The organism is Bacillus sp. GC_Bacil_1 (assembly GCF_026540675.1).
GTDB classification, from domain to species: Bacteria; Bacillota; Bacilli; order Bacillales; family Bacillaceae_G; genus Bacillus_A; species Bacillus_A cereus.
This window is the reverse complement of record NZ_JALNUG010000026.1, coordinates 1-18,713: the sequence shown is the minus strand read 5'-3', so window position 1 is coordinate 18,713 and position 18,713 is coordinate 1. Positions and strand designations below refer to the sequence as shown.

Here is an 18,713-nt window from a genome sequence, read left to right as displayed (position 1 = left end):
TCATCTTTTATTTGTATAAGGAGGAATTATAGTTGTTAAGGGGAATCAATCATATTTGTTTTTCGGTATCTAATTTAGAAAACTCTATTATGTTTTATGAAAAAGTATTAGAAGGAGAATTATTAGTTAAAGGAAGAAAATTGGCTTATTTTAACATATGTGGAGTATGGATAGCGCTTAATGAAGAGACGCATATTCCGAGAAATGAGATTCATCAATCCTATACGCACATTGCATTTTCTGTTGAACGAGAAGACTTTAAATGTTTAATACAGCGATTAGAAGAAAATGATGTTCATATTTTACAAGGAAGAGAACGTGATATCAGAGATTGTGAATCTATATACTTTGTTGATCCTGACGGTCATAAATTTGAGTTTCACTCAGGGACACTGCAAGACCGTTTAAATTATTATAGGGATGAGAAACCTCATATGACATTTTATTAGGGAGGGATAGCATTTGCATGCACTTGTAATTGGTGGAACAGGAATGCTAAAGAAAGTTTCTATGTGGCTTTGTGAGAAAGGATTTTATGTTTCTATTATCGGGCGAGATGAAGTGAATTTAGAAAATGTTAAGAGAATGAGTTTTGCACCAGAAAATATTACATGCCTTTCGTTAGATTATCATAAGGATGAAGATGTAAAGCTAGCTATTAAAAGTACAATTAAGAAAAATGGCCCGATCACATTAGTTGTTGCATGGGTACACACAAGTGCAAAGCATGCACTATCAAATATTTGTAAAGAACTAGATTTGTCGTCTAAAACATATAGTTTATTTCATATTTTAGGTAGTAAAGCATCACGTATGCCTGCACAAAAAATAGGAAGTACGCGATGTATTTATTATAGAATTATTTTAGGTTTTATTTTAGAAGATACATATGGAAGATGGCTTACGCATGAAGAGATAGCTGATGGAGTTATAAAAGGGATTGAAAGTAAACGAGCGGAGTGGATTGTAGGGAGAGTTGAACCGTGGGAATTACGACCAACATGGTAAGGGGGAGTAAGAAATGAAAACAACTATATATGTAACAAGGCATGGTGAAACAGAGTGGAATGTAGCGAAGCGAATGCAGGGACGAAAAAATTCTGCTTTAACTGAAAATGGTATAGTTCAGGCGAAACAATTAGGGAATCGAATGAAAGATTTACCAATCCATGCGATCTATAGTAGTCCGAGCGAAAGAACACTTCATACGGCAGAGTTAATAAAAGGGGAACGTGATATACCCATTATAGCGGATGAGCATTTCTATGAAATCAACATGGGTATATGGGAAGGACAAACAATCGCGGATATAGAAAAGCAATTTCCAGAAGAAGTACATCTATTTTGGAATGAGCCACATCTTTTTCAGTCAACATCAGGCGAAAATTTCGAGGCCGTTTATGAAAGAGTAATTGAAGGGATGCAGCTTCTTTTAGAGAGGCATAAAGGACAAAACATATTGATTGTTTCTCATGCGGCAGCAGCAAAATTACTTGTAGGGCATTTCGCGGGAATTGAAATAGAAAATGTGTGGGATGATCCATTTATGCATAGTGCCAGTTTGAGCATAATAGAATTTGAAGAGGGTATTGGTAAAGTGAAACAATTTGCAGATATAAGTCACTTTCAATAAATGTAAAAAAGGCCGCAAAACGGCCTTTTTTGGGTGGTATAAAAACTAGCAGTTACGTTTTTTATACCAGAAGTGATCGAATTTCTTATTTTTGCAAGATGGGAATTTATGTCCGCCTTTGCAATCATTCCATTTGTGTCCGCTATCGTGACAGTCTTTACCATGATCACATGAATCATCGCAAGAGTGACCGTGTCTGTTAGGGAAGAATTCGCATTTTTTACAGAAACTTCGTTTTGTCCAGAAAAATTTCTTTTCAAAGCGTATGCATTTTGTAATGAATGTACAATGTTTTCTGCGAGTACGTTTTGTAACTAATACGCATTCTTTTCTACGCGTGACTTTCGTAACGAACGTCCATTTTTGAACACGTACACGTGTACATTTCGTAACAAATGTCCATTTTTTTACATGCGTACATTTTGTAACGAACGTACAATGTTTCACGCGAGTACATCTTGTTCTTGGACATTTACCCCCAGTTGTACATTTACATCCAGTTGTACAATGATGATGAGTGAATTTATCATCATCGCATTCAAAAGTACTTGGATCTTGGTGTAAGAAATCCTCCATCCCAGCACTTTTGATTTCTTCGACAGCTTTTCTAATATCACGTTTCATAGAAATCCTCCTTATCATGTATTAAAGTGAAAAGGTATTCTTTTTCCTTAACATGATATGTATGTAGGCATCTTTCTGAACAGGACAAGAGTGTAATTTTATATAAATAGATGATTGCGGATGTATGGACAAGACAAGGCGCATACATTGAATGAAGAGAACTGAGAAGGGATGAGAAAACATGCTGCCTTCATATGATTTTTTTGTTCATCCAATGTACTTAGTGGAATTGAAAAAGGACATTTGGTCAGATAGTCCAGTGCCAGCAAAATTAACTTATGGAAAAAAGAAGTATGATATTGATATCGTATACCGAGGAGCTCATATTCGCGAATTTGAGAAAAAGTCTTATCATGTTATGTTTTATAAGCCTAAAAAATTTCAAGGTGCGAAAGAGTTTCATTTGAATTCGGAGTTTATGGATCCGTCTCTCATACGAAATAAATTATCTTTAGATTTTTTTCATGATATTGGTGTACTTTCGCCAAAATCACAACATGTATTTATAAAAATTAATGGTCAAATTCAAGGTGTGTATTTACAGTTAGAATCGGTTGATGAAAATTTTTTGAAAAATAGAGGATTACCGAGTGGTTCTATTTATTATGCGATAGATGATGATGCGAATTTTTCATTAATGAGTGAACGAGATAAAGATGTTAAGACAGAGCTCTTTACGGGTTATGAATTTAAATATTCGAATAAAAATAGTGAAGAACAACTGAGTGAATTTGTATTTCAAGCGAATACTTTGACGAGGGAAGCCTATGAAAAAGAGATTGGGAAGTTTCTACATGTCGATAAATATTTAAGATGGTTAGCAGGAGTTATTTTTACACAAAACTTTGATGGTTTCGTTCATAACTACGCACTATATCATAACGATGAAACAAATTTATTTGAAGTTATACCGTGGGATTATGATGCGACTTGGGGGCGAGATGTACAAGGAAGACCACTTAATCATGAATATATTCGCATTCAAGGGTATAATACGTTAAGTGCAAGATTGCTAGACATACCTGTATTTAGAAAGCAGTATCGAAGTATTTTAGAAGAAATATTAGAAGATCAATTTACAGTTTCGTTTATGAGGCCGAAAGTAGAAGGGTTGTGTGAATTGATTCGTCCATATTTACTACAAGATCCATACATGAAAGAAAAATTAGAAACATTTGATCAAGAGGCTGATATGATTTATGAATATATAAATAAGAGAAGAAAGTATATACAAGACCACTTACATGAATTGGATTAATTTTGAAAGAGATTGAAACGTTATCAATCTCTTTTTTTTGTATAATAAAGATGTATCAATAAAAATGAAGTAATATATTTGATAGAGAATGGGGATGCGGATATATGACGATTAAATGGATTGATTGGGTAAAACAAATACAATCTATAGCTCAAGCGGGTTTAACGTATTCTAAGGATGTGTATGATATTGAGCGTTTCCAGCAATTACGAGATATTTCTATTTCAATGATGTCACATTACACGAAAACAGATTGGGAAGTCGTAGAGAAATTATTTGCAAGTGAGACAGGCTATCAAACACCTAAAGTTGATATAAGAGCGGTTGTTTTTCAAAATGAAAAGTTATTATTTGTGAAAGAAAAAAGCGATGGGAAATGGGCATTGCCAGGTGGATGGGCTGATGTCGGTTATACGCCAACCGAAGTTGCAGCAAAAGAAGTTTTCGAAGAGACTGGTTATGAGGTAGATCATTTTAAGTTACTAGCTATATTTGATAAAGAAAAACATCAACCATCTCCATCGGCGACGCATGTATATAAGATTTTCATTGGATGCGAGATTATTGGTGGAGAAAAGAAAACTAGCATTGAAACAGAAGAGGTGGAGTTTTTTTGTGAAAATGAATTGCCTAATTTATCAATTGCTAGAAATACAGAAGACCAAATTAAAGAGATGTTTGCCTACATGAAAGACCCACAGAAAGAGAAATTAATAGATTAATCCTGCTTGAATTGTACATATTGTTAAAATGAAGATATTGGCAGATTGCAGCCTTTATGTAATAATGGGATGGTATGTGAAGAAAAAAGGAGATAAAAAAGAACATGTTAGCAAACATAATAGATCAGTTATTGCAATTTTTTGCAAGCTTAGGTTACTTTGGAGTAGCTCTTGCTTTAATGATTGAAGTAATCCCAAGTGAAATTGTACTTTCGTATGCTGGCTTTTTAGTAGCGAATGGTAAAATTAGTTTTGTTGGTGCAGTTATCGCCGGAACGATTGGTGGTACTTTAGCACAAATCTTTTTATACTGGCTTGGATACTACGGAGGGCGTCCGGTTGTAGAGAAATACGGGAAATATCTACTTATTAATAAACATCATTTAGACATAGCAGAAGGTTGGTTTAAACGTTATGGAGCAGGCGTAATATTTTCTGCGCGCTTTATCCCAGTAGTACGTCATGCGATCTCTATTCCAGCAGGACTAGCTAAGATGCCATTAAAACTATTTACACTTTATACGGTTGTAGCGATCATTCCGTGGTCAATTCTATTTATATACTTAGGTGAAAAACTTGGTGGGAATTGGCGACAAATTAAAGAGTATGCATCTGATTACACACATTACATAATTATAGGAGCTGTTCTTTTTATTGCTCTATACTTTGGTTTAAAGTATTTCAAAAAGAAAAAAGCTGCGCGTTAAAGTCAATGATTTTTCATTGGCTTTTTTATTTGTTTCCGGTTCTAAAAAAAAGGAGTTGTCCATAATGTGTAATAATAAAGCGTAGCGGAGGAATGTGATGAAAGGGTCACCGTTTATACGTGGAACGATATTTTTAACGATGGCAACGATGATATCAAAAATGTTAGGATTTATATATGTTATACCATTTACAGCAATGGTCGGTACGAGTGGGTATGTTTTATACACGTATGCATATCGTCCCTATACCATTATGCTCAGCATTGCGACAATGGGATTACCACTTGCAGTTTCAAAAATGGTATCAAAATATGATCAACTGAATGATTATCATACGGTTAAGAGAGTGTTGAAAAGTGGAATCGTGTTTATGTTTATAATGGGAGTCATTTCGTGTTTTACGTTATATATGCTAGCTCCGCATTTAGCTAAGCTTGTCATCGATGGGAATGATCAAACGGGGAATAGTGTAGGAGCGGTTACTACTAATATTCGAATTGTAAGTTTTGCGTTAATACTTGTGCCAGTAATGAGTTTATTAAGGGGCTTCTTTCAAGGATTCCAATCGATGGGGCCTTCTGCATTAAGTGTCGTTGTAGAGCAATTTTTTCGGGTTTTAACCATTTTAATAGGAAGCTTTGTCGTTTTATATATTTTAAAAGCATCTGTCTCGCTAGCAGTTGGTATTTCAACATTTGGTGCCTTTATGGGAGCGGTAGGTGGATTAACTGTTTTAAGTGCGTATTATATGAGAAGGAGAAGGCACTTAAAGAAAAAAGAAATGGCAAGTATACCACAAACAACGAAATCTTTTTTCTCGCTTTATAAGGAGCTCTTTACATATTCTATTCCTTTTGTTGTGGTGGGCTTAGCAATTCCGTTGTATCAGACGATTGATACATTTACAATTAATAAACTACTTATACAAATAGGGTATATGCAAGGAGAAGCGGAAAAAATTAATGCGATAATTGGTCTTGTTCAAATGGTTGTGCTTATCCCGGTATCCGTTGCGACAGCTTTTAGTATGTCTCTCGTACCAGAGATGACGAAAGCTTACACAGCAGGAAATACGAAGCTATTGTACAAACATTTTACGAGAACAAATGTATTAGTAGTAGCGATTACGGTACCGGCGGCAATTGGAATGATGGTGTTAGCCAAGCCTGTATATACTCTTTTATTCGGTGCTGGAAATGATCCAGAGATGGGGAGAATCATTTTACAGTATTATGCTCCTGCTTGCATATTATTTTCTCTTTTTACAGTAACGGCTGCTATGCTACAAGGAATCAATCAACAGCAGAAGACGGTGCTAGGACTAGTGATTGGAATTATTGTGAAGATAGTTTTAAATATTGTATTGCTTCCGTATTTCGATTATGTAAGTTTTATCATTTCAACATACGCTGGCTATACGATTTCAGTCGGGTTTAACTTGTGGATGCTTTCTAAATATGTTATAAAGGCAACATAAGCTTTTAAGGCAGAGAGCACTCTGTCTTTTTCTATGTTTATCCCGCTTTAACGGGCAGTGAGACCCTCACCTCAAAATTCAGTGAAAGAAAAGAAGTTTGGTTGGGGGCGGGTAGCCCGTAAAAGCCCGATTTGTGAGGGCTAATAATCAGTGGGGGATGAAGCCACCCACTGATTAAAGTTTCACTTTATAATATTTTTCCTATAAAAACGTTTTCAAAATAATTTTTCTATTGAAATTTAAACGTATGTTTCATATGCTGAGAATGGCGGTTTAAAAACTGTGATTTAAGAGAGGTAGATTCCTACATGTAAAAAGAATCGGGGTGATAGTATGTTAAATATATATTTAACAGACCGAAACGGAAAACTACAAGAGATTGAGGAAATGCAAAAGGGGTGCTGGATTAATGTACTTCATCCAACAGAAGAAGAAATTCAATATCTAGTACAAACTTTAAATGTAGACTTAGATTTCATTAAAGACCCTTTGGATGATGAAGAACGCTCTCGTATTGAAAAGGAAGACAATAATACTTTAATTATCGTGGATATTCCGACAGTTAGACATGACGAAGAAGGAAATTCGATTTATGACACGATTCCAATAGGTATGATTGTGATGCCGGATTGTTTTGTTACAATCTGCTTAGAAGAGAATCCAATTTTTGAACGTTTTATTAATCAACGTATTAAAGAATTTTATACGTTTAAAAAGACGCGCTTTGCACTTCAGCTCTTATATACGATTTCTACTTATTATTTAAGATACTTAAAGCAAATAAATCGAAAAACAATTGATTTAGAGCATCAATTAAATCAGTCAATGAAAAATAAAGAGATCTTCACATTATTAGGCCTTGAGAAAAGTTTAGTATACTTTACAACGTCATTAAAGGCTAATAAAATTGTAATTCAAAAGTTAATGCGTAATAGTACATTTTTAAAAATGTATGAAGACGATCAAGATTTATTAGAAGATGTATTAATTGAAAATAAGCAGGCTATTGAAATGGCGGAAATATATAGTCACATTTTAAGTGGAATGATGAATACTTTTAGCTCCGTTATATCAAATAATTTAAATAGTGTTATGAAACTGTTAACGTCAATTACAATCATTTTATCTTTACCGACGATGGTTTCTAGTTTCTTTGGAATGAACGTAAAGGTTCCGTTTGAAGGGGAAGCCCACGGTTTTGTAATTGTACTCATCATATGTGTAACACTATCTTTCACGTTAGCTTTTGTTTTTTGGAAGAAACGTTACTTTTAACGATAAAAAAGCTGCTCTAGCATAGTTATATAACTACGCTAGAGCAGCTTTTTTGCTATGAAATCTCAAATTTTGAATAGAATATAACTTGTACAATGTAATGTATATAAAGGCTATGTATGCCATATAATCCTTGTCCAATTAATGAAATGGGGTTAAAATTACATATTGTTAATGAAAAGTTGGAGGAAATACATCATGGAATTGTTTCAATTACCGAAAGCATTCCTGCAAATGAATACAATTTTTATCTCCATATTGATCGAAGCACTTCCGTTTGTGCTAATTGGTGTATTTATTTCAGGATTCATTCAAATGTTCGTGACAGAAGATATGGTGGCTAAATGGATGCCGAAGAACCGATTTCTGTCTGTTTTATTAGCTACTTTTTTAGGCATGTTGTTTCCAGGTTGTGAATGTGGAATTGTTCCGATTGTAAGACGATTAATCGGAAAAGGCGTTCCACCATACGCAGGGATTGCATTTATGTTAACTGGTCCAATTATTAATCCAGTTGTTTTATTTGCAACATACGTTGCCTTTGGGAGTAGTATGCACATGGTATGGTATCGTTCTATTGTAGCGATTATCGTAGCCATTATCGTTGGAATTATATTATCCTTTATGTTTAAAGAACATCAATTAAGAGATGATCACTTCCCAGAAGTGAATAATAAGCGTCCACTGCGTAAAAAAATGTGGGATGTATGTACACACGCTGTTGAGGAATTCTTCTCAATGGGAAAATATTTAGTACTAGGTGCGTTAATTGCAGCAGCGGTACAAACGTTTGTACAAACTTCAACACTTCTTGCTATTGGACAAGGTCCGTTTTCTTCATCAGCTGTTATGATGGGACTTGCTTATATATTATCACTTTGTTCAGAGGCAGATGCATTTATCGCTTCTTCGTTCCAAAGTACGTTTTCAACAGCTTCACTTGTCGCGTTCCTCGTTTACGGACCGATGGTGGATATTAAAAATATGTTTATGATGCTTGCGACATTTAAAACTAAATTTGTAATTGTTGTTATAGTTACAGTTACTCTTGTTGTTTATGCAAGCTCACTACTCATTTATGCGATGGGGTGGTAGGTTATGTTTCGAGCATATATATTATTAGGTTTTACAATATTAATTGCGCAGCTTCATATTTCCGGTAACATTACGAAGTATATCAATATGAAGTATGCCTATTTATCAACAACAGCAGCAATTATTTTAGGTTTCTTAACGATTGTACAAATTATCGTCGTTTTCCAAAAAGAGCACCAAAAGGAAAAAGAGAAAAATGATTGCAGTTGTGACCATAGCCATTGCGGACATGATCATTCAAAAGATGAGAATACATGGTGGAAAAAAGCATTTTCGTACTCCTTGTTTTGTTTTCCAATTATCTCAGGCTTATTTTTCCCGATTGCAACGTTAGATTCAGATATTGTTAAGGCGAAAGGATTTCATTTTCCTGTTGCACAAGCAGAAAGTAAGGATCCATTTATGACAAGACAATTTCTAAGACCTGATACGAGCATTTATTACGGGAAAGAAGGATACCGCGGTGTAATGGAAAAAGGGAAGAAAGAGTTTGTTACGAAAGACAATATTAATTTGAAAGATGAAGACTTCCTAAAGGGTATGGAAACAATTTATAATTATCCTGGCGAGTTTACTGGGAAAAAATTATCTTTTAAAGGGTTTGTTTTTAGAGATGATTCTTCTAAAAAAGAACAATATTTCTTATTCCGTTTCGGTATTATACACTGTGTAGCGGATTCTGGTGTATATGGTATGTTAGTGAAAAAACCAGAAGGCGTAGAGTGGAATAATGATGACTGGATTCAAGTAGAAGGAGAGATAACTACTGAGTTTTATCAGCCGTTTCATGCGAATATTCCTGTATTAGAAGTAACAAAATGGAATAAAGTTGAACAGCCGAAAGAACAATATGTATTTAGAGGAGCCGATTGATAAAATCGGTTCTTTTTTGTGGACTAAAAGTTCTGAATGTTGCTAATATTAAATGTGTAGTTCATTTGGTATAGGGATTATTGAAATATTAGGGATAGATCATTAAAGGGGTGATAACAATGACAGAAGTAAAGGGGAAAACAGCCAATGAGTCAAGGGTGTTCAAAACGAGCCGGGTATTCCCAACAGATTTAAATGATCATAACACGCTATTTGGTGGGAAGATATTAGCGGAGATGGATATGGTTGCTTCTATTTCAGCATCCAGACATTCGAGAAAGGAATGTGTCACAGCATCTATGGACTGGGTTGATTTCTTACATCCTGTTCGTTCTTCAGATTGTGTTAGTTATGAATCTTTCGTAATTTGGACGGGAAGAACTTCGATGGAAGTGTTTGTGAAGGTAGTGGCTGAAGATTTAATTTCAGGTGAGAAGCGTATAGCGGCAACGTCATTCGTTACTTTTGTTGCACTTAGTAAGGGAAATAATCCAGTTCCAGTACCGCGTGTTATCCCTGAAACAGAAGAAGAGAAAGAATTACATCGTATTGCAGTGTTACGTGCAGAGCAGCGTCATATACGTAAGGCAGAGAGTAAGAAAGTAGCTACATTGTTAACCTTTTGAGATAAATGTTTAGCCATTTAAGTTACAATAGCAGGCGGAAATGGTTTTAAAATGAAAAGCGGACACCTAAAAATAGGTGTCCGCTTTTATAGTTTTTTCATCCACATATCATATGACAGTAGCTACTTAGCAGAAGCAAGCAGCACCGACGATGATTAAGAGGATAAATAATACGACTAATAGCGCAAATCCATTACCATGTGCGAAGCCCATTGTTATTTCCTCCTTTTATTTTAAGATACAACATACAATATGCAAATGAGCTATTGTTTGATATGGACATATATCATGCAATGACATATTTTCTTGAATGATAATGTAATAAAAAAGGGAAGATATAGAAATAACAGTAAGTGGAGAAAGGAATTTATCCATGAAGCACTTTTTCGCTATAATCCTTTGTTTAATAGGTGTATTCATTTGGATGAACATCGATGTGGAAATGGGGAACGAAATGGCTAGTGAATATGAATTAGGACAAGTTCGATTAGGTGAATTTCAACTATATACGAACGGTGAAGAGTTATATAGAAAATTATTTGAGGATATAAACGAAGCAGAAAAGTATATATATATCCATTTTTATATTGTAGGAAAAGATGAAATAAGCGAAGAGTTTTTACAGTTATTAGAGAAAAAAGCATCTAGTGGAGTAGAAGTGAAATTGTCAGTCGATCGGATAGGTGGATATAAGCTGAAGAAAAAGGTAATTAGCCGATTAAAGGAAAACGGTGTGAAGTTTACATTTAGTAAAAAACCGAAACTGAAAAATGTTTTCTATTCTTTGCATCAACGAAATCATAGACGTATTGTTACGATAGATGGAAAGGTATCATACGTCGGTGGTTTTAATATCGGAAAGGAGTACCTTGGACAAGATCCGAAGTTTGGGCCATGGCGTGATTATCACGTGCGCATCCATGGTGAGGGTGCAGCGGATATGGAAAGAAAGTTCGCCGAAGATTGGAAAGAAGATACAGGAGAAAAAATGCCTATACATGAAAGTATACCGACATTAGGGAATGTAAAATATCAATATTTATTTTCAAATGGAAAAGGCTTATGGGAAAAGTATGGGGCACTTTTAAAAAAGGCTAAAAAGTCTTTAATTATCGCTACACCATATTTTGTACCAAGTAAAGAAATGGTGAAAGAGTTAAAAGCTGCATTAAATCGTGGTGTTAATGTGAAAATTCTCGTGCCATTTAAAAGTGATGCCATATTGTTAAAACAAGCTGCCTATCCATATTTGAAAGATATGTTACATGCTGGAGCGGAGATTTATCAATATCGAAATGGATTTTTTCATGGGAAAGTAACAATCATTGATGGAGAAATTGTTGATATTGGGACAGCGAATTTTGATAATAGAAGTTTTTATTTAAATTGTGAGTCTAACTGTATCATATATGATAAAACAGTTGTTGATGAAGTATGGAGTCGATTAAAGGTAGACTTTCATAAATCAAAACGATTTTCTGAAGAAGATTTTGAGAAAATTAGTAGATGGGATTGGTTTTTAGCAAGAATAGCAAATGTTTTAGCATCATATTTATAACATATAGACCCTAGAGAAGGGAGGCACTTTCATGGATTGTATGAAAGAGTTAATGAGATATAGTTATATGCTAATATACAAGGTTGGAGAGTATGCTGGAAAGGTCAGAGACGAAGAATTAAAAAATCTATTACAGCACCATTTACCATATATGTTACAAGCATATAATGAACAAGTAAATTTTCAAGAAGGAGAGAATGTGCAACATATAACCTGTGAAACAACGGAGTTTGGTTTGCATGAAATGGAAAAGGAAACAGTTAGTAAATATACAGGGGATATTCATATTGCAACATGTTATATTGCGCACTTAAAACGATTAGCTCTAAAGTTTGCTCAAGTTGCAGTGGAAGTTGCTAATCCGGAGTTCCGCTCATTTTTGGAAAATTGTTTCCTGAAAATGAACCGTTACGCTTATAGTGTGTGGCAATATGTTATGAAGAAGGAATATAAGATTACACATCTATATGAAAATGAAAAGTTTGCATGAGAAACTAAGGCGGAATGGTATGCGCCTTAGTTTTTTTATGTCCATTTAGAGAAAAAAATTAGTTTTATTGTGTATCGATTGGAAATGAAATATGTAAATTTAAATTAGTTTTTGTTATCAGAAGATTTACAAAAATTTACCGTATATTTACTGTTTTTCAATCTCTCCTTTAAAAATAGAGAGTAATATGAGGTTGTACATATTCTATCACAGGGAGGAAACGCAAATGAACAAATGGGTTAAATCATTAACTGCTATGGCACTTGCAAGTTCTTTATTAATGGTAGGTTGTAGTAAAGGTGAAGACAAGAAGAAAGAAGACGACACAACAACACAACAAGAGGATAAAAAGGATAAAGAAACAAGCGGAACCGAGAAGTCTACTGATTCTAAAGAGAAAAAATAAAGTAATAATAAAGCTTCCTCTCATATATGAGGAAGCTTTTTTGTTGTAAATTGATTGATATTATTGAAAAATAGAAAGAGAATGAAAGAGGGGGAAAACAAATGAAAGTATGTATATTGGGAGCAACAGGACGAGTAGGTTCAAACATAATTAATTTAGCATTAAAGGATTCAGCTGAAGTGACTGCATTAGCGCGTGATTTTAATAGAATAGAAATACAACATGAAAGGTTACGAGTGATAGAAGGCAATGTATTGAACGAAAATGATATAAAAAAAGCGATAGAAGGAAGCGATATAGTAATTAGTGCACTTGGAACGGATCAAAATGGAACATTAGCGAAGAGTATGCCACAAATTATTAAGCAAATGGAAGAAGAAGGGGTTCATAAGATCATAACAATAGGAACGGCTGGTATTTTACAAGCAAGAACGGATCTAAATTTATATCGTTTCCAATCAACGGAATCAAAAAGGAAAACGACAACAGCAGCAGAAGATCATTTGGCTGCATATAAGGTACTAAGTAATAGTAATAATTTATGTTGGACAGTTGTTTGTCCGACACATTTAATAGACGGTGAGGCGACAGAGGTATATCGAACTGAAAAAGATATATTGCCAGAAGGTGGATCAAAAATTACAGTGGGTGATACAGCACACTTTGCATGGGATCTATGTAAGAAAAACATATATGAAAATAGTCGAGTAGGTATTGCATATTAAAAAACCATCCCGAAGTCGGGATGGTTAAAATATGATATAACACAAGAAGATGACAATCATAATGATTTGGAGAATTGCTTTCGCTACTGTACTGCTTAAAAAACCAACTACAGTAGCGACTCCAACTAGAAAGGCATCTTTTGGCGCTTTTTTATGCACTAGTTCTGTTATAAATACTGATAAAAACGGTATGATAATAAGTCCGAATGGTGGGAAGAAGAACGATCCGACAATGATAGAAATCATTCCGACACGTTCGCCCCATTTAGAACTACCGTATTTTTTTAAGAAATATCCATTTGCAATAAAATCAGCAACGAAAATGAAAAGAGTGAAAATGACTTGAATAATCCAAAAAGAAGTTGTTAATTCTCCTCCATTTATACCGAAATGGTAAATTAAATATCCAGCCCAGACAGCAAGTATGCCAGGGATAATGGGATAAATAAAGGCGAGAAATGAAACAAGGAAACAGGCAATGATACAAATTGTTAATAAAACAGTCACTTTATAGCTCCTTTTTAATATCTAGTTTATGTACAGCAACTTTTTTGACTTGATGTCCATCAAGTTCTAATACTTTAAATTGAAAACCAGCATATTCAATGGAATAACCAGCTTCAATATTTAAGTCAACTGCTTGAGAGAGAAGCCATCCTCCAATTGTATCTAAATCACTATCATCAATATGTAGGCCAAACATATCATTTACTTCAGAAATGAGCACCTTTCCATCTAAAACAGTAAGCTTAGGTGTACGCTTTTCAATCATAGGTGATTCATCCGCATCGAATTCATCTTGAATTTCTCCAATGATTTCTTCAAGAATATCTTCCATCGTTAAAAGTCCGGCAGTGCCACCATATTCATCCATAACGATTGCCATCTGAACGCGATTTTTTTGAAGATGGACTAACGTTTTACGAATTGGAACTGTTTCAAATACTGTTAAAACAGGATGTATATAAGATTCAAGTGGTTTATAAATACCTTTCGTTTGATCATGGAATACTTCTTTCGTATTAATCATCCCGATGATATCATCTTTATCTTTTTCAATGATTGGATAGCGTGTATATTTTTCAGTTGCGACGATATCCATATTTTCTTCTAACGTATTTTCAGTAGATAAGCAAATCATTTCGGTACGAGGAACCATTATTTCTTTCGCAACTCGATCATCAAATTCAAAAATGTTATTTACATATTTATATTCGGTTTGGTTTATTTCACCGCTTTTAAAACTTTCACCTAAAATGAGTCGCAATTCCTCTTCAGAATGAGCAAGTTCATTTTCTTTGGCAGGTTCTAATCCGAGTAGTTTTGTGAAAAATATAGCTGCACTATTGAGTAACCAAATAAATGGATACATAATTTTATCAAATAAAATAAGAGGTCTTGCAAATTTGAGTGTGATTGCTTCTGCTTTTTGAATTGCAAAAGACTTTGGAACTAACTCACCTAATACAACGTGGAAAAATGTAATAACACTAAAAGCAATAACAAAAGATAAAGTGTTAGCCATTGTTCCAGTAATATTAATTTTTTCAAAGAGCGGTCGTAGTATATGTTCCACAGTCGGTTCACCAAGCCAACCAAGCCCTAAAGAAGTGATTGTAATTCCGAGCTGACAAGCTGATAAATAAACATCTAAATTAGATAGGACGCTTCTTGCAGCTAAAGCTTGTTTATTACCTTCATTTGCAAGTTGGTCAATTCGACTTTTTCGTACTTTTACAACAGCGAATTCTGATGCAACGAAAAAGCCAGAAATAAGAATAAGTACAAAGATGAGAAAAATATTTAATATGTCCAAGTGTGTTCTCCATTCCAAGGTTTGGAATAAAGATGTCACCTCCTGCAATTATGTTATACTTTTATAATAAATCTAAATGAAAAGAATAGTCAAAGGAAAAGGGCAAATATTGGTATGTTTCTGTAATAGTTTTTGAATTTGCTGTTATTTTGTCCGCTATACAAAAGGAATAACCCCCTACTTTTAGATTATAGAGGGTTATTTCAATTAAGGTTTTGGAACGCTTCTCGTTAAAGTGTATGACTGTTGCTTGGAGTAGTTTGTGGTCCATAGTGTTTGAAGGAAAGAAAGTATGCTATATGGGATATAGAGTAGTAATAAGCCGATTGTAACAATTATGGGTGAATTTCCGCCAAATTGAACGATAAATTGTAACAGTCCACTTGCATGAAAAACGCATTCCATAAAAACGAATGAAAGAATGATGGAACCTAAAATTGATTTATGGTTCGAAGTAAGCGCCAAAAACAATGTATCCACAAGAAAAGAATCATGTTTTATTTCATATTCATTTGTGTTTTTCAAGAAAGGAATCCATTTTTTTACTGCTTGCATAACGATAATCATGGAAGTACTACATACGATGATAAAAGATGAGTAGTAAGGAAGGTTTATAAATTGTGCGACGTATAGAAGTAGTAATAAGACTGAACATTGAAATACTACAGTGCAAAAAGAGTAAGGTATCCAATTCAATACAGTAGTAAACTTTTTAAACGAGTTAGGTACTTTGAAAAATAAATGGCCGATACCCAAACTTATGAAAAATCCGATCGCAAGGGTAAAAGTAAAACGAACAATCGATATAAAATATATTTCCCATATGTAAGGGAATAATGGTGTTGAATGATTAGAAGTATGTATCATTTGATTTGCTGAGAAAAAGATAGATTCATGCATCCAATCAACCTTTGGAATTGATATAGAAGAAAGCTGTGCGAAGTTTTGAAAAATGCTAATAAATCCATTTTGATAAGAGTAATTGTGTGTAATAAAAAGAGCTGGAATAGGACTTATGGCAAAAATAACAATAACACCAATTATAAATTTACATATATGTGAGCGTAATAAGGACATATAAACCACCTACTCTTGGAATATCCAGAAAATTCTTATTCTTATTTTAGCCGTTTTTGGAGCAAGTTACAATATATTTTTCTTCATGTATGGGCATATGGATAATTTTAAATTGTATTTAGAAATCTATTTTTTGTGTGGAATGAAGAGAATGTAGGGAAATGTCGAAAGTATTAAATAGATTTTTACAATTGGAAAGTGATACCATAAAATTAAACGATGTTTAAATCGTTGTTTAACTGATACATTCTAGAGGGGGAGATAAATTGGGAGGGAATGAAAACGTATCAACGAAAAAAAAGATTTTAAATACAACATTGGAATTAATTAAAAAAGAAGGTTTTGAAAAAGTAACGATAAGGAAAATTGCAACATTGTTAGATATAAATATAGCGCTAGTAAATTACCATTTTGGTTCAAAAGAAAAGTTAATTAGTGAGGCGATTAGAGTTTTATTAATTAGCTTTCAAGGCACTTTTTCTATTTTAGATAATATTACAGTGCCAGCAAAAGAAAGATTAAAAATATTTTTATTGGATTATGTACTAGTAATTCGGCAATATCCGGAGTTAGTTAGGAAGATTATTGCAATGGGAACTACGGTATTTACATCTCAATACGAATATGGGGATTTTTTGAAGAGGCTAGGTTTCAGTAAAGTGAAGAATATTTTGAGCGAGATAACAAATGAAACGGATCAGGAAATTTTAATGATGATGACGGTGCAAATATTTGGATCCATTTTTCTTCCCACATTAATGATGCCAATTCTCGAATCAGGGGCAGATATAAAAGTACCATCTGTAGAAAAACAGATTGATTTCCTATTTGAACGCTATTTTTATAAAAATTGAGATAGTGGGTGATAGAGGTGGCTAGTTTCTTTAGAAAGCATTGGTGTGATATAGGGTTAGTTGTCGCTATTGTTGTCGTTGTTTCTTTAGTCGCGAATTTGGGAGAAATGAGTGAAATAAAAGTACTGTTAGGGTTAAGTTTTGTGGCCATTTTAGTGCATCAATTTGAAGAGTATCGTTGGCCAGGTTATTTTGCTGGTCTGTTTAATGTAGTTATATTTAAAAGTGATATACCAGACCGCTATCCATTAAATACGCAATCTGCTATGGTAATAAATATTTTGATTGCGTATGTTTTTTATTTACTCCCGGTTTTTTTTCAAAATATAATATGGCTTGGGTTGGCACCTATTTTAATGGGATTTTTTCAATTCATATGGCATGGTATTTTTGCGAATATAAAAGCTAAAACAATATATAATCCGGGATTAGGTGCGGTTGTATTACTACATGTTCCAATTGGTTATGTATATATGAGGTATATTCTTTTACACAATCTGGCTACAAATTTGGATTGGTTATTTGGGGTGATCTACTTTCTAATAGCTACCTATTTTTTAATTATAAAAGGAAATATGTTAATGAAAAGTAAGGAGACAAATTATTACTTTTCTAAAAAACAATTAGGTCCGTACAATGATACAATGAAGTGATTCAGAATTCAGAGGGAGGGTTTTGGATGCGGAAGAAAGTGCAAGTGAAGGATTCATGAATAAATTATGACAAGAAAATGAATAATTTTCAGAAAAATAAAATAATTATTTATTTTTTTCTGAAAATATAATATAGTTATGGCACAGAAAGTATTTTAACATAAGGAGGCTTTTTATGAGGATTAAAGGGAATTACGTGCCAAAAAGGGAAGTTTTACTGTGCTCAAGTTCGATTACGATAGGGGAAGCGTTAGAGCATTTAAATAAAACGGGGTATCGCTGTGTACCAGTTTTAGATGAAAAAAAAGAGAAATTTTTAGGGAATATATATAAAGTAGATATTTTAGAATATAAAGGATCACTTGACGAGAGTGTAATGCAATTATTAAACGATAAAGAGGGATTTGTGAGAGAAGATTCTTCTTTCTTTAAAGTATTTTTTACAATAAAAAAATTGCCTTATTTATCAGTAGTTGACGAAAAAGGGGTTTTCCTTGGAATTTTAACGCATAAAAAAGTTTTTGAGTTATTAGAGGATGCATGGGGCGTTCACTCTAGTAAATACTCTGTCATGATTGGAACGCAAGACTATAATGGAGCAATCCAAAAGTTATCGACAGTTTTAAAGAAATACACTGGTATTCAAAGTTTGATGACTTTTGATAATGATGCCTTATTAGTTCGTAGAATTATGTTTACATTAGGAGAAGAGTTTAACGACGGTGAATTAGAGACATTATTGAAAGATTTAGAAGATCACGGATTTAGAGTTGTATATGTGGAAGAGATGAAAAATCCACGTGAAGTTGAAACGATAGAGTAACATACAAAAGCCATCTAATTA

General features: G+C 33.8%; 23 protein-coding genes. 18 read left to right on the top strand and 5 right to left on the bottom strand.

The genetic code is table 11. The features are described 5' to 3' along the window. Positions 1–32: 32 nt before the first annotated feature. The 3 genes from fosB to OXT04_RS26890 are packed head-to-tail and all read left to right on the top strand — an operon-like array spanning position 33 to position 1,633. Positions 33–449 carry a FosBx1 family fosfomycin resistance bacillithiol transferase gene (fosB, locus tag OXT04_RS26900; RefSeq protein WP_053564692.1) on the top strand — a complete coding sequence of 139 codons (417 nt, stop codon included), beginning with the start codon at positions 33–35 and terminating at the stop codon, positions 447–449. 13 nt (positions 450–462) lie between these two features. Beyond that, positions 463–1,008, top strand: a complete 546-nt coding sequence (locus OXT04_RS26895; protein ID WP_098235588.1) for a short-chain dehydrogenase — start codon at positions 463–465, stop codon at positions 1,006–1,008. Between the two features lie 13 nt (positions 1,009–1,021). After that, a complete protein-coding gene (locus tag OXT04_RS26890) occupies positions 1,022–1,633 on the top strand; it encodes a phosphoserine phosphatase 1 (protein WP_053564690.1) in 612 nt (203 codons plus the stop codon). 45 nt (positions 1,634–1,678) lie between these two features. Here the strand turns inward: OXT04_RS26890 and exsB are convergent, their stop codons facing one another. Then, positions 1,679–2,257, bottom strand: a complete 579-nt coding sequence (gene exsB, locus OXT04_RS26885) for an exosporium protein ExsB (protein ID WP_000817498.1) — start codon at positions 2,255–2,257, stop codon at positions 1,679–1,681. A gap of 181 nt (positions 2,258–2,438) precedes the next feature. Between exsB and cotH the strand changes: the two genes are divergently transcribed. From cotH to OXT04_RS26845, 8 genes are all read left to right on the top strand, one after another. Then, the gene (gene cotH / locus OXT04_RS26880) at positions 2,439–3,515 is read left to right on the top strand and encodes a spore coat protein CotH (protein WP_267418644.1); all 1,077 of its coding nucleotides are present in this window, start codon (positions 2,439–2,441) and stop codon (positions 3,513–3,515) included. Between the two features lie 104 nt (positions 3,516–3,619). Continuing rightward, a complete protein-coding gene (locus OXT04_RS26875) occupies positions 3,620–4,237 on the top strand; it encodes an NUDIX hydrolase N-terminal domain-containing protein (protein WP_069355460.1) in 618 nt (205 codons plus the stop codon). A 104-nt stretch (positions 4,238–4,341) separates the two neighbouring features. Further along, complete coding sequence (uptA, locus tag OXT04_RS26870; RefSeq protein WP_000880691.1) at positions 4,342–4,944, top strand: undecaprenyl phosphate transporter UptA; 603 nt, start codon at positions 4,342–4,344, stop codon at positions 4,942–4,944. A gap of 97 nt (positions 4,945–5,041) precedes the next feature. Then, a complete protein-coding gene (locus tag OXT04_RS26865; protein WP_000678842.1) occupies positions 5,042–6,421 on the top strand; it encodes a putative polysaccharide biosynthesis protein in 1,380 nt (459 codons plus the stop codon). Between the two features lie 333 nt (positions 6,422–6,754). Beyond that, the gene (locus OXT04_RS26860; protein ID WP_000932389.1) at positions 6,755–7,696 is read left to right on the top strand and encodes a magnesium transporter CorA family protein; all 942 of its coding nucleotides are present in this window, start codon (positions 6,755–6,757) and stop codon (positions 7,694–7,696) included. A 198-nt stretch (positions 7,697–7,894) separates the two neighbouring features. Further along, positions 7,895–8,791 carry a permease gene (locus OXT04_RS26855; RefSeq protein WP_000418716.1) on the top strand — a complete coding sequence of 299 codons (897 nt, stop codon included), beginning with the start codon at positions 7,895–7,897 and terminating at the stop codon, positions 8,789–8,791. A gap of 3 nt (positions 8,792–8,794) precedes the next feature. Next, positions 8,795–9,664, top strand: a complete 870-nt coding sequence (locus OXT04_RS26850; RefSeq protein ID WP_000488059.1) for a TIGR03943 family putative permease subunit — start codon at positions 8,795–8,797, stop codon at positions 9,662–9,664. Between the two features lie 119 nt (positions 9,665–9,783). Continuing rightward, a complete protein-coding gene (locus OXT04_RS26845; RefSeq protein WP_053564687.1) occupies positions 9,784–10,290 on the top strand; it encodes an acyl-CoA thioesterase in 507 nt (168 codons plus the stop codon). Between the two features lie 126 nt (positions 10,291–10,416). Here the strand turns inward: OXT04_RS26845 and OXT04_RS26840 are convergent, their stop codons facing one another. Next, positions 10,417–10,503 (bottom strand): YjcZ family sporulation protein, encoded by an 87-nt coding sequence (locus OXT04_RS26840; protein ID WP_000505094.1) that lies wholly within the window; start codon positions 10,501–10,503, stop codon positions 10,417–10,419. A gap of 160 nt (positions 10,504–10,663) precedes the next feature. On the opposite strand from OXT04_RS26840, the gene cls reads away from it, so the two are divergent. The 4 genes from cls (at position 10,664) to OXT04_RS26820 (ending at position 13,469) form a co-directional block, all read left to right on the top strand. Continuing rightward, on the top strand, positions 10,664–11,848 hold the full coding sequence (gene cls / locus OXT04_RS26835; RefSeq protein WP_267418643.1) for a cardiolipin synthase: 1,185 nt from the start codon (positions 10,664–10,666) through the stop codon (positions 11,846–11,848). 31 nt (positions 11,849–11,879) lie between these two features. Then, entirely contained in the window at positions 11,880–12,338 is a 459-nt protein-coding gene (locus tag OXT04_RS26830) for a spore coat protein (RefSeq protein ID WP_000340543.1), read from the top strand. Between the two features lie 226 nt (positions 12,339–12,564). Then, positions 12,565–12,744 (top strand): hypothetical protein, encoded by a 180-nt coding sequence (locus OXT04_RS26825; protein ID WP_001045960.1) that lies wholly within the window; start codon positions 12,565–12,567, stop codon positions 12,742–12,744. A gap of 101 nt (positions 12,745–12,845) precedes the next feature. After that, positions 12,846–13,469: an NAD(P)-dependent oxidoreductase gene (locus tag OXT04_RS26820; RefSeq protein WP_053564686.1), complete on the top strand. Its 624-nt coding sequence runs from the start codon at positions 12,846–12,848 to the stop codon at positions 13,467–13,469. 24 nt (positions 13,470–13,493) lie between these two features. Here the strand turns inward: OXT04_RS26820 and OXT04_RS26815 are convergent, their stop codons facing one another. From OXT04_RS26815 to OXT04_RS26805, 3 genes are all read right to left on the bottom strand, one after another. Then, complete coding sequence (locus tag OXT04_RS26815; protein ID WP_000217336.1) at positions 13,494–13,976, bottom strand: DUF456 domain-containing protein; 483 nt, start codon at positions 13,974–13,976, stop codon at positions 13,494–13,496. Position 13,977: 1 nt separating this feature from the next. After that, positions 13,978–15,285 carry a hemolysin family protein gene (locus OXT04_RS26810; protein WP_000353735.1) on the bottom strand — a complete coding sequence of 436 codons (1,308 nt, stop codon included), beginning with the start codon at positions 15,283–15,285 and terminating at the stop codon, positions 13,978–13,980. 207 nt (positions 15,286–15,492) lie between these two features. Further along, complete coding sequence (locus OXT04_RS26805; protein WP_065228705.1) at positions 15,493–16,362, bottom strand: hypothetical protein; 870 nt, start codon at positions 16,360–16,362, stop codon at positions 15,493–15,495. A 266-nt stretch (positions 16,363–16,628) separates the two neighbouring features. On the opposite strand from OXT04_RS26805, the gene OXT04_RS26800 reads away from it, so the two are divergent. The 3 genes from OXT04_RS26800 to cbpA all read left to right on the top strand — a co-directional run bounded on the left by OXT04_RS26800 (position 16,629) and on the right by cbpA (position 18,692). Continuing rightward, entirely contained in the window at positions 16,629–17,216 is a 588-nt protein-coding gene (locus OXT04_RS26800) for a TetR/AcrR family transcriptional regulator (protein WP_000509368.1), read from the top strand. A gap of 8 nt (positions 17,217–17,224) precedes the next feature. Further along, complete coding sequence (locus tag OXT04_RS26795) at positions 17,225–17,869, top strand: HXXEE domain-containing protein (RefSeq protein WP_097912466.1); 645 nt, start codon at positions 17,225–17,227, stop codon at positions 17,867–17,869. Positions 17,870–18,044: 175 nt separating this feature from the next. Then, positions 18,045–18,692 carry a cyclic di-AMP binding protein CbpA gene (cbpA, locus tag OXT04_RS26790; RefSeq protein ID WP_001220528.1) on the top strand — a complete coding sequence of 216 codons (648 nt, stop codon included), beginning with the start codon at positions 18,045–18,047 and terminating at the stop codon, positions 18,690–18,692. The last annotated feature ends 21 nt before the right edge of the window (positions 18,693–18,713 follow it).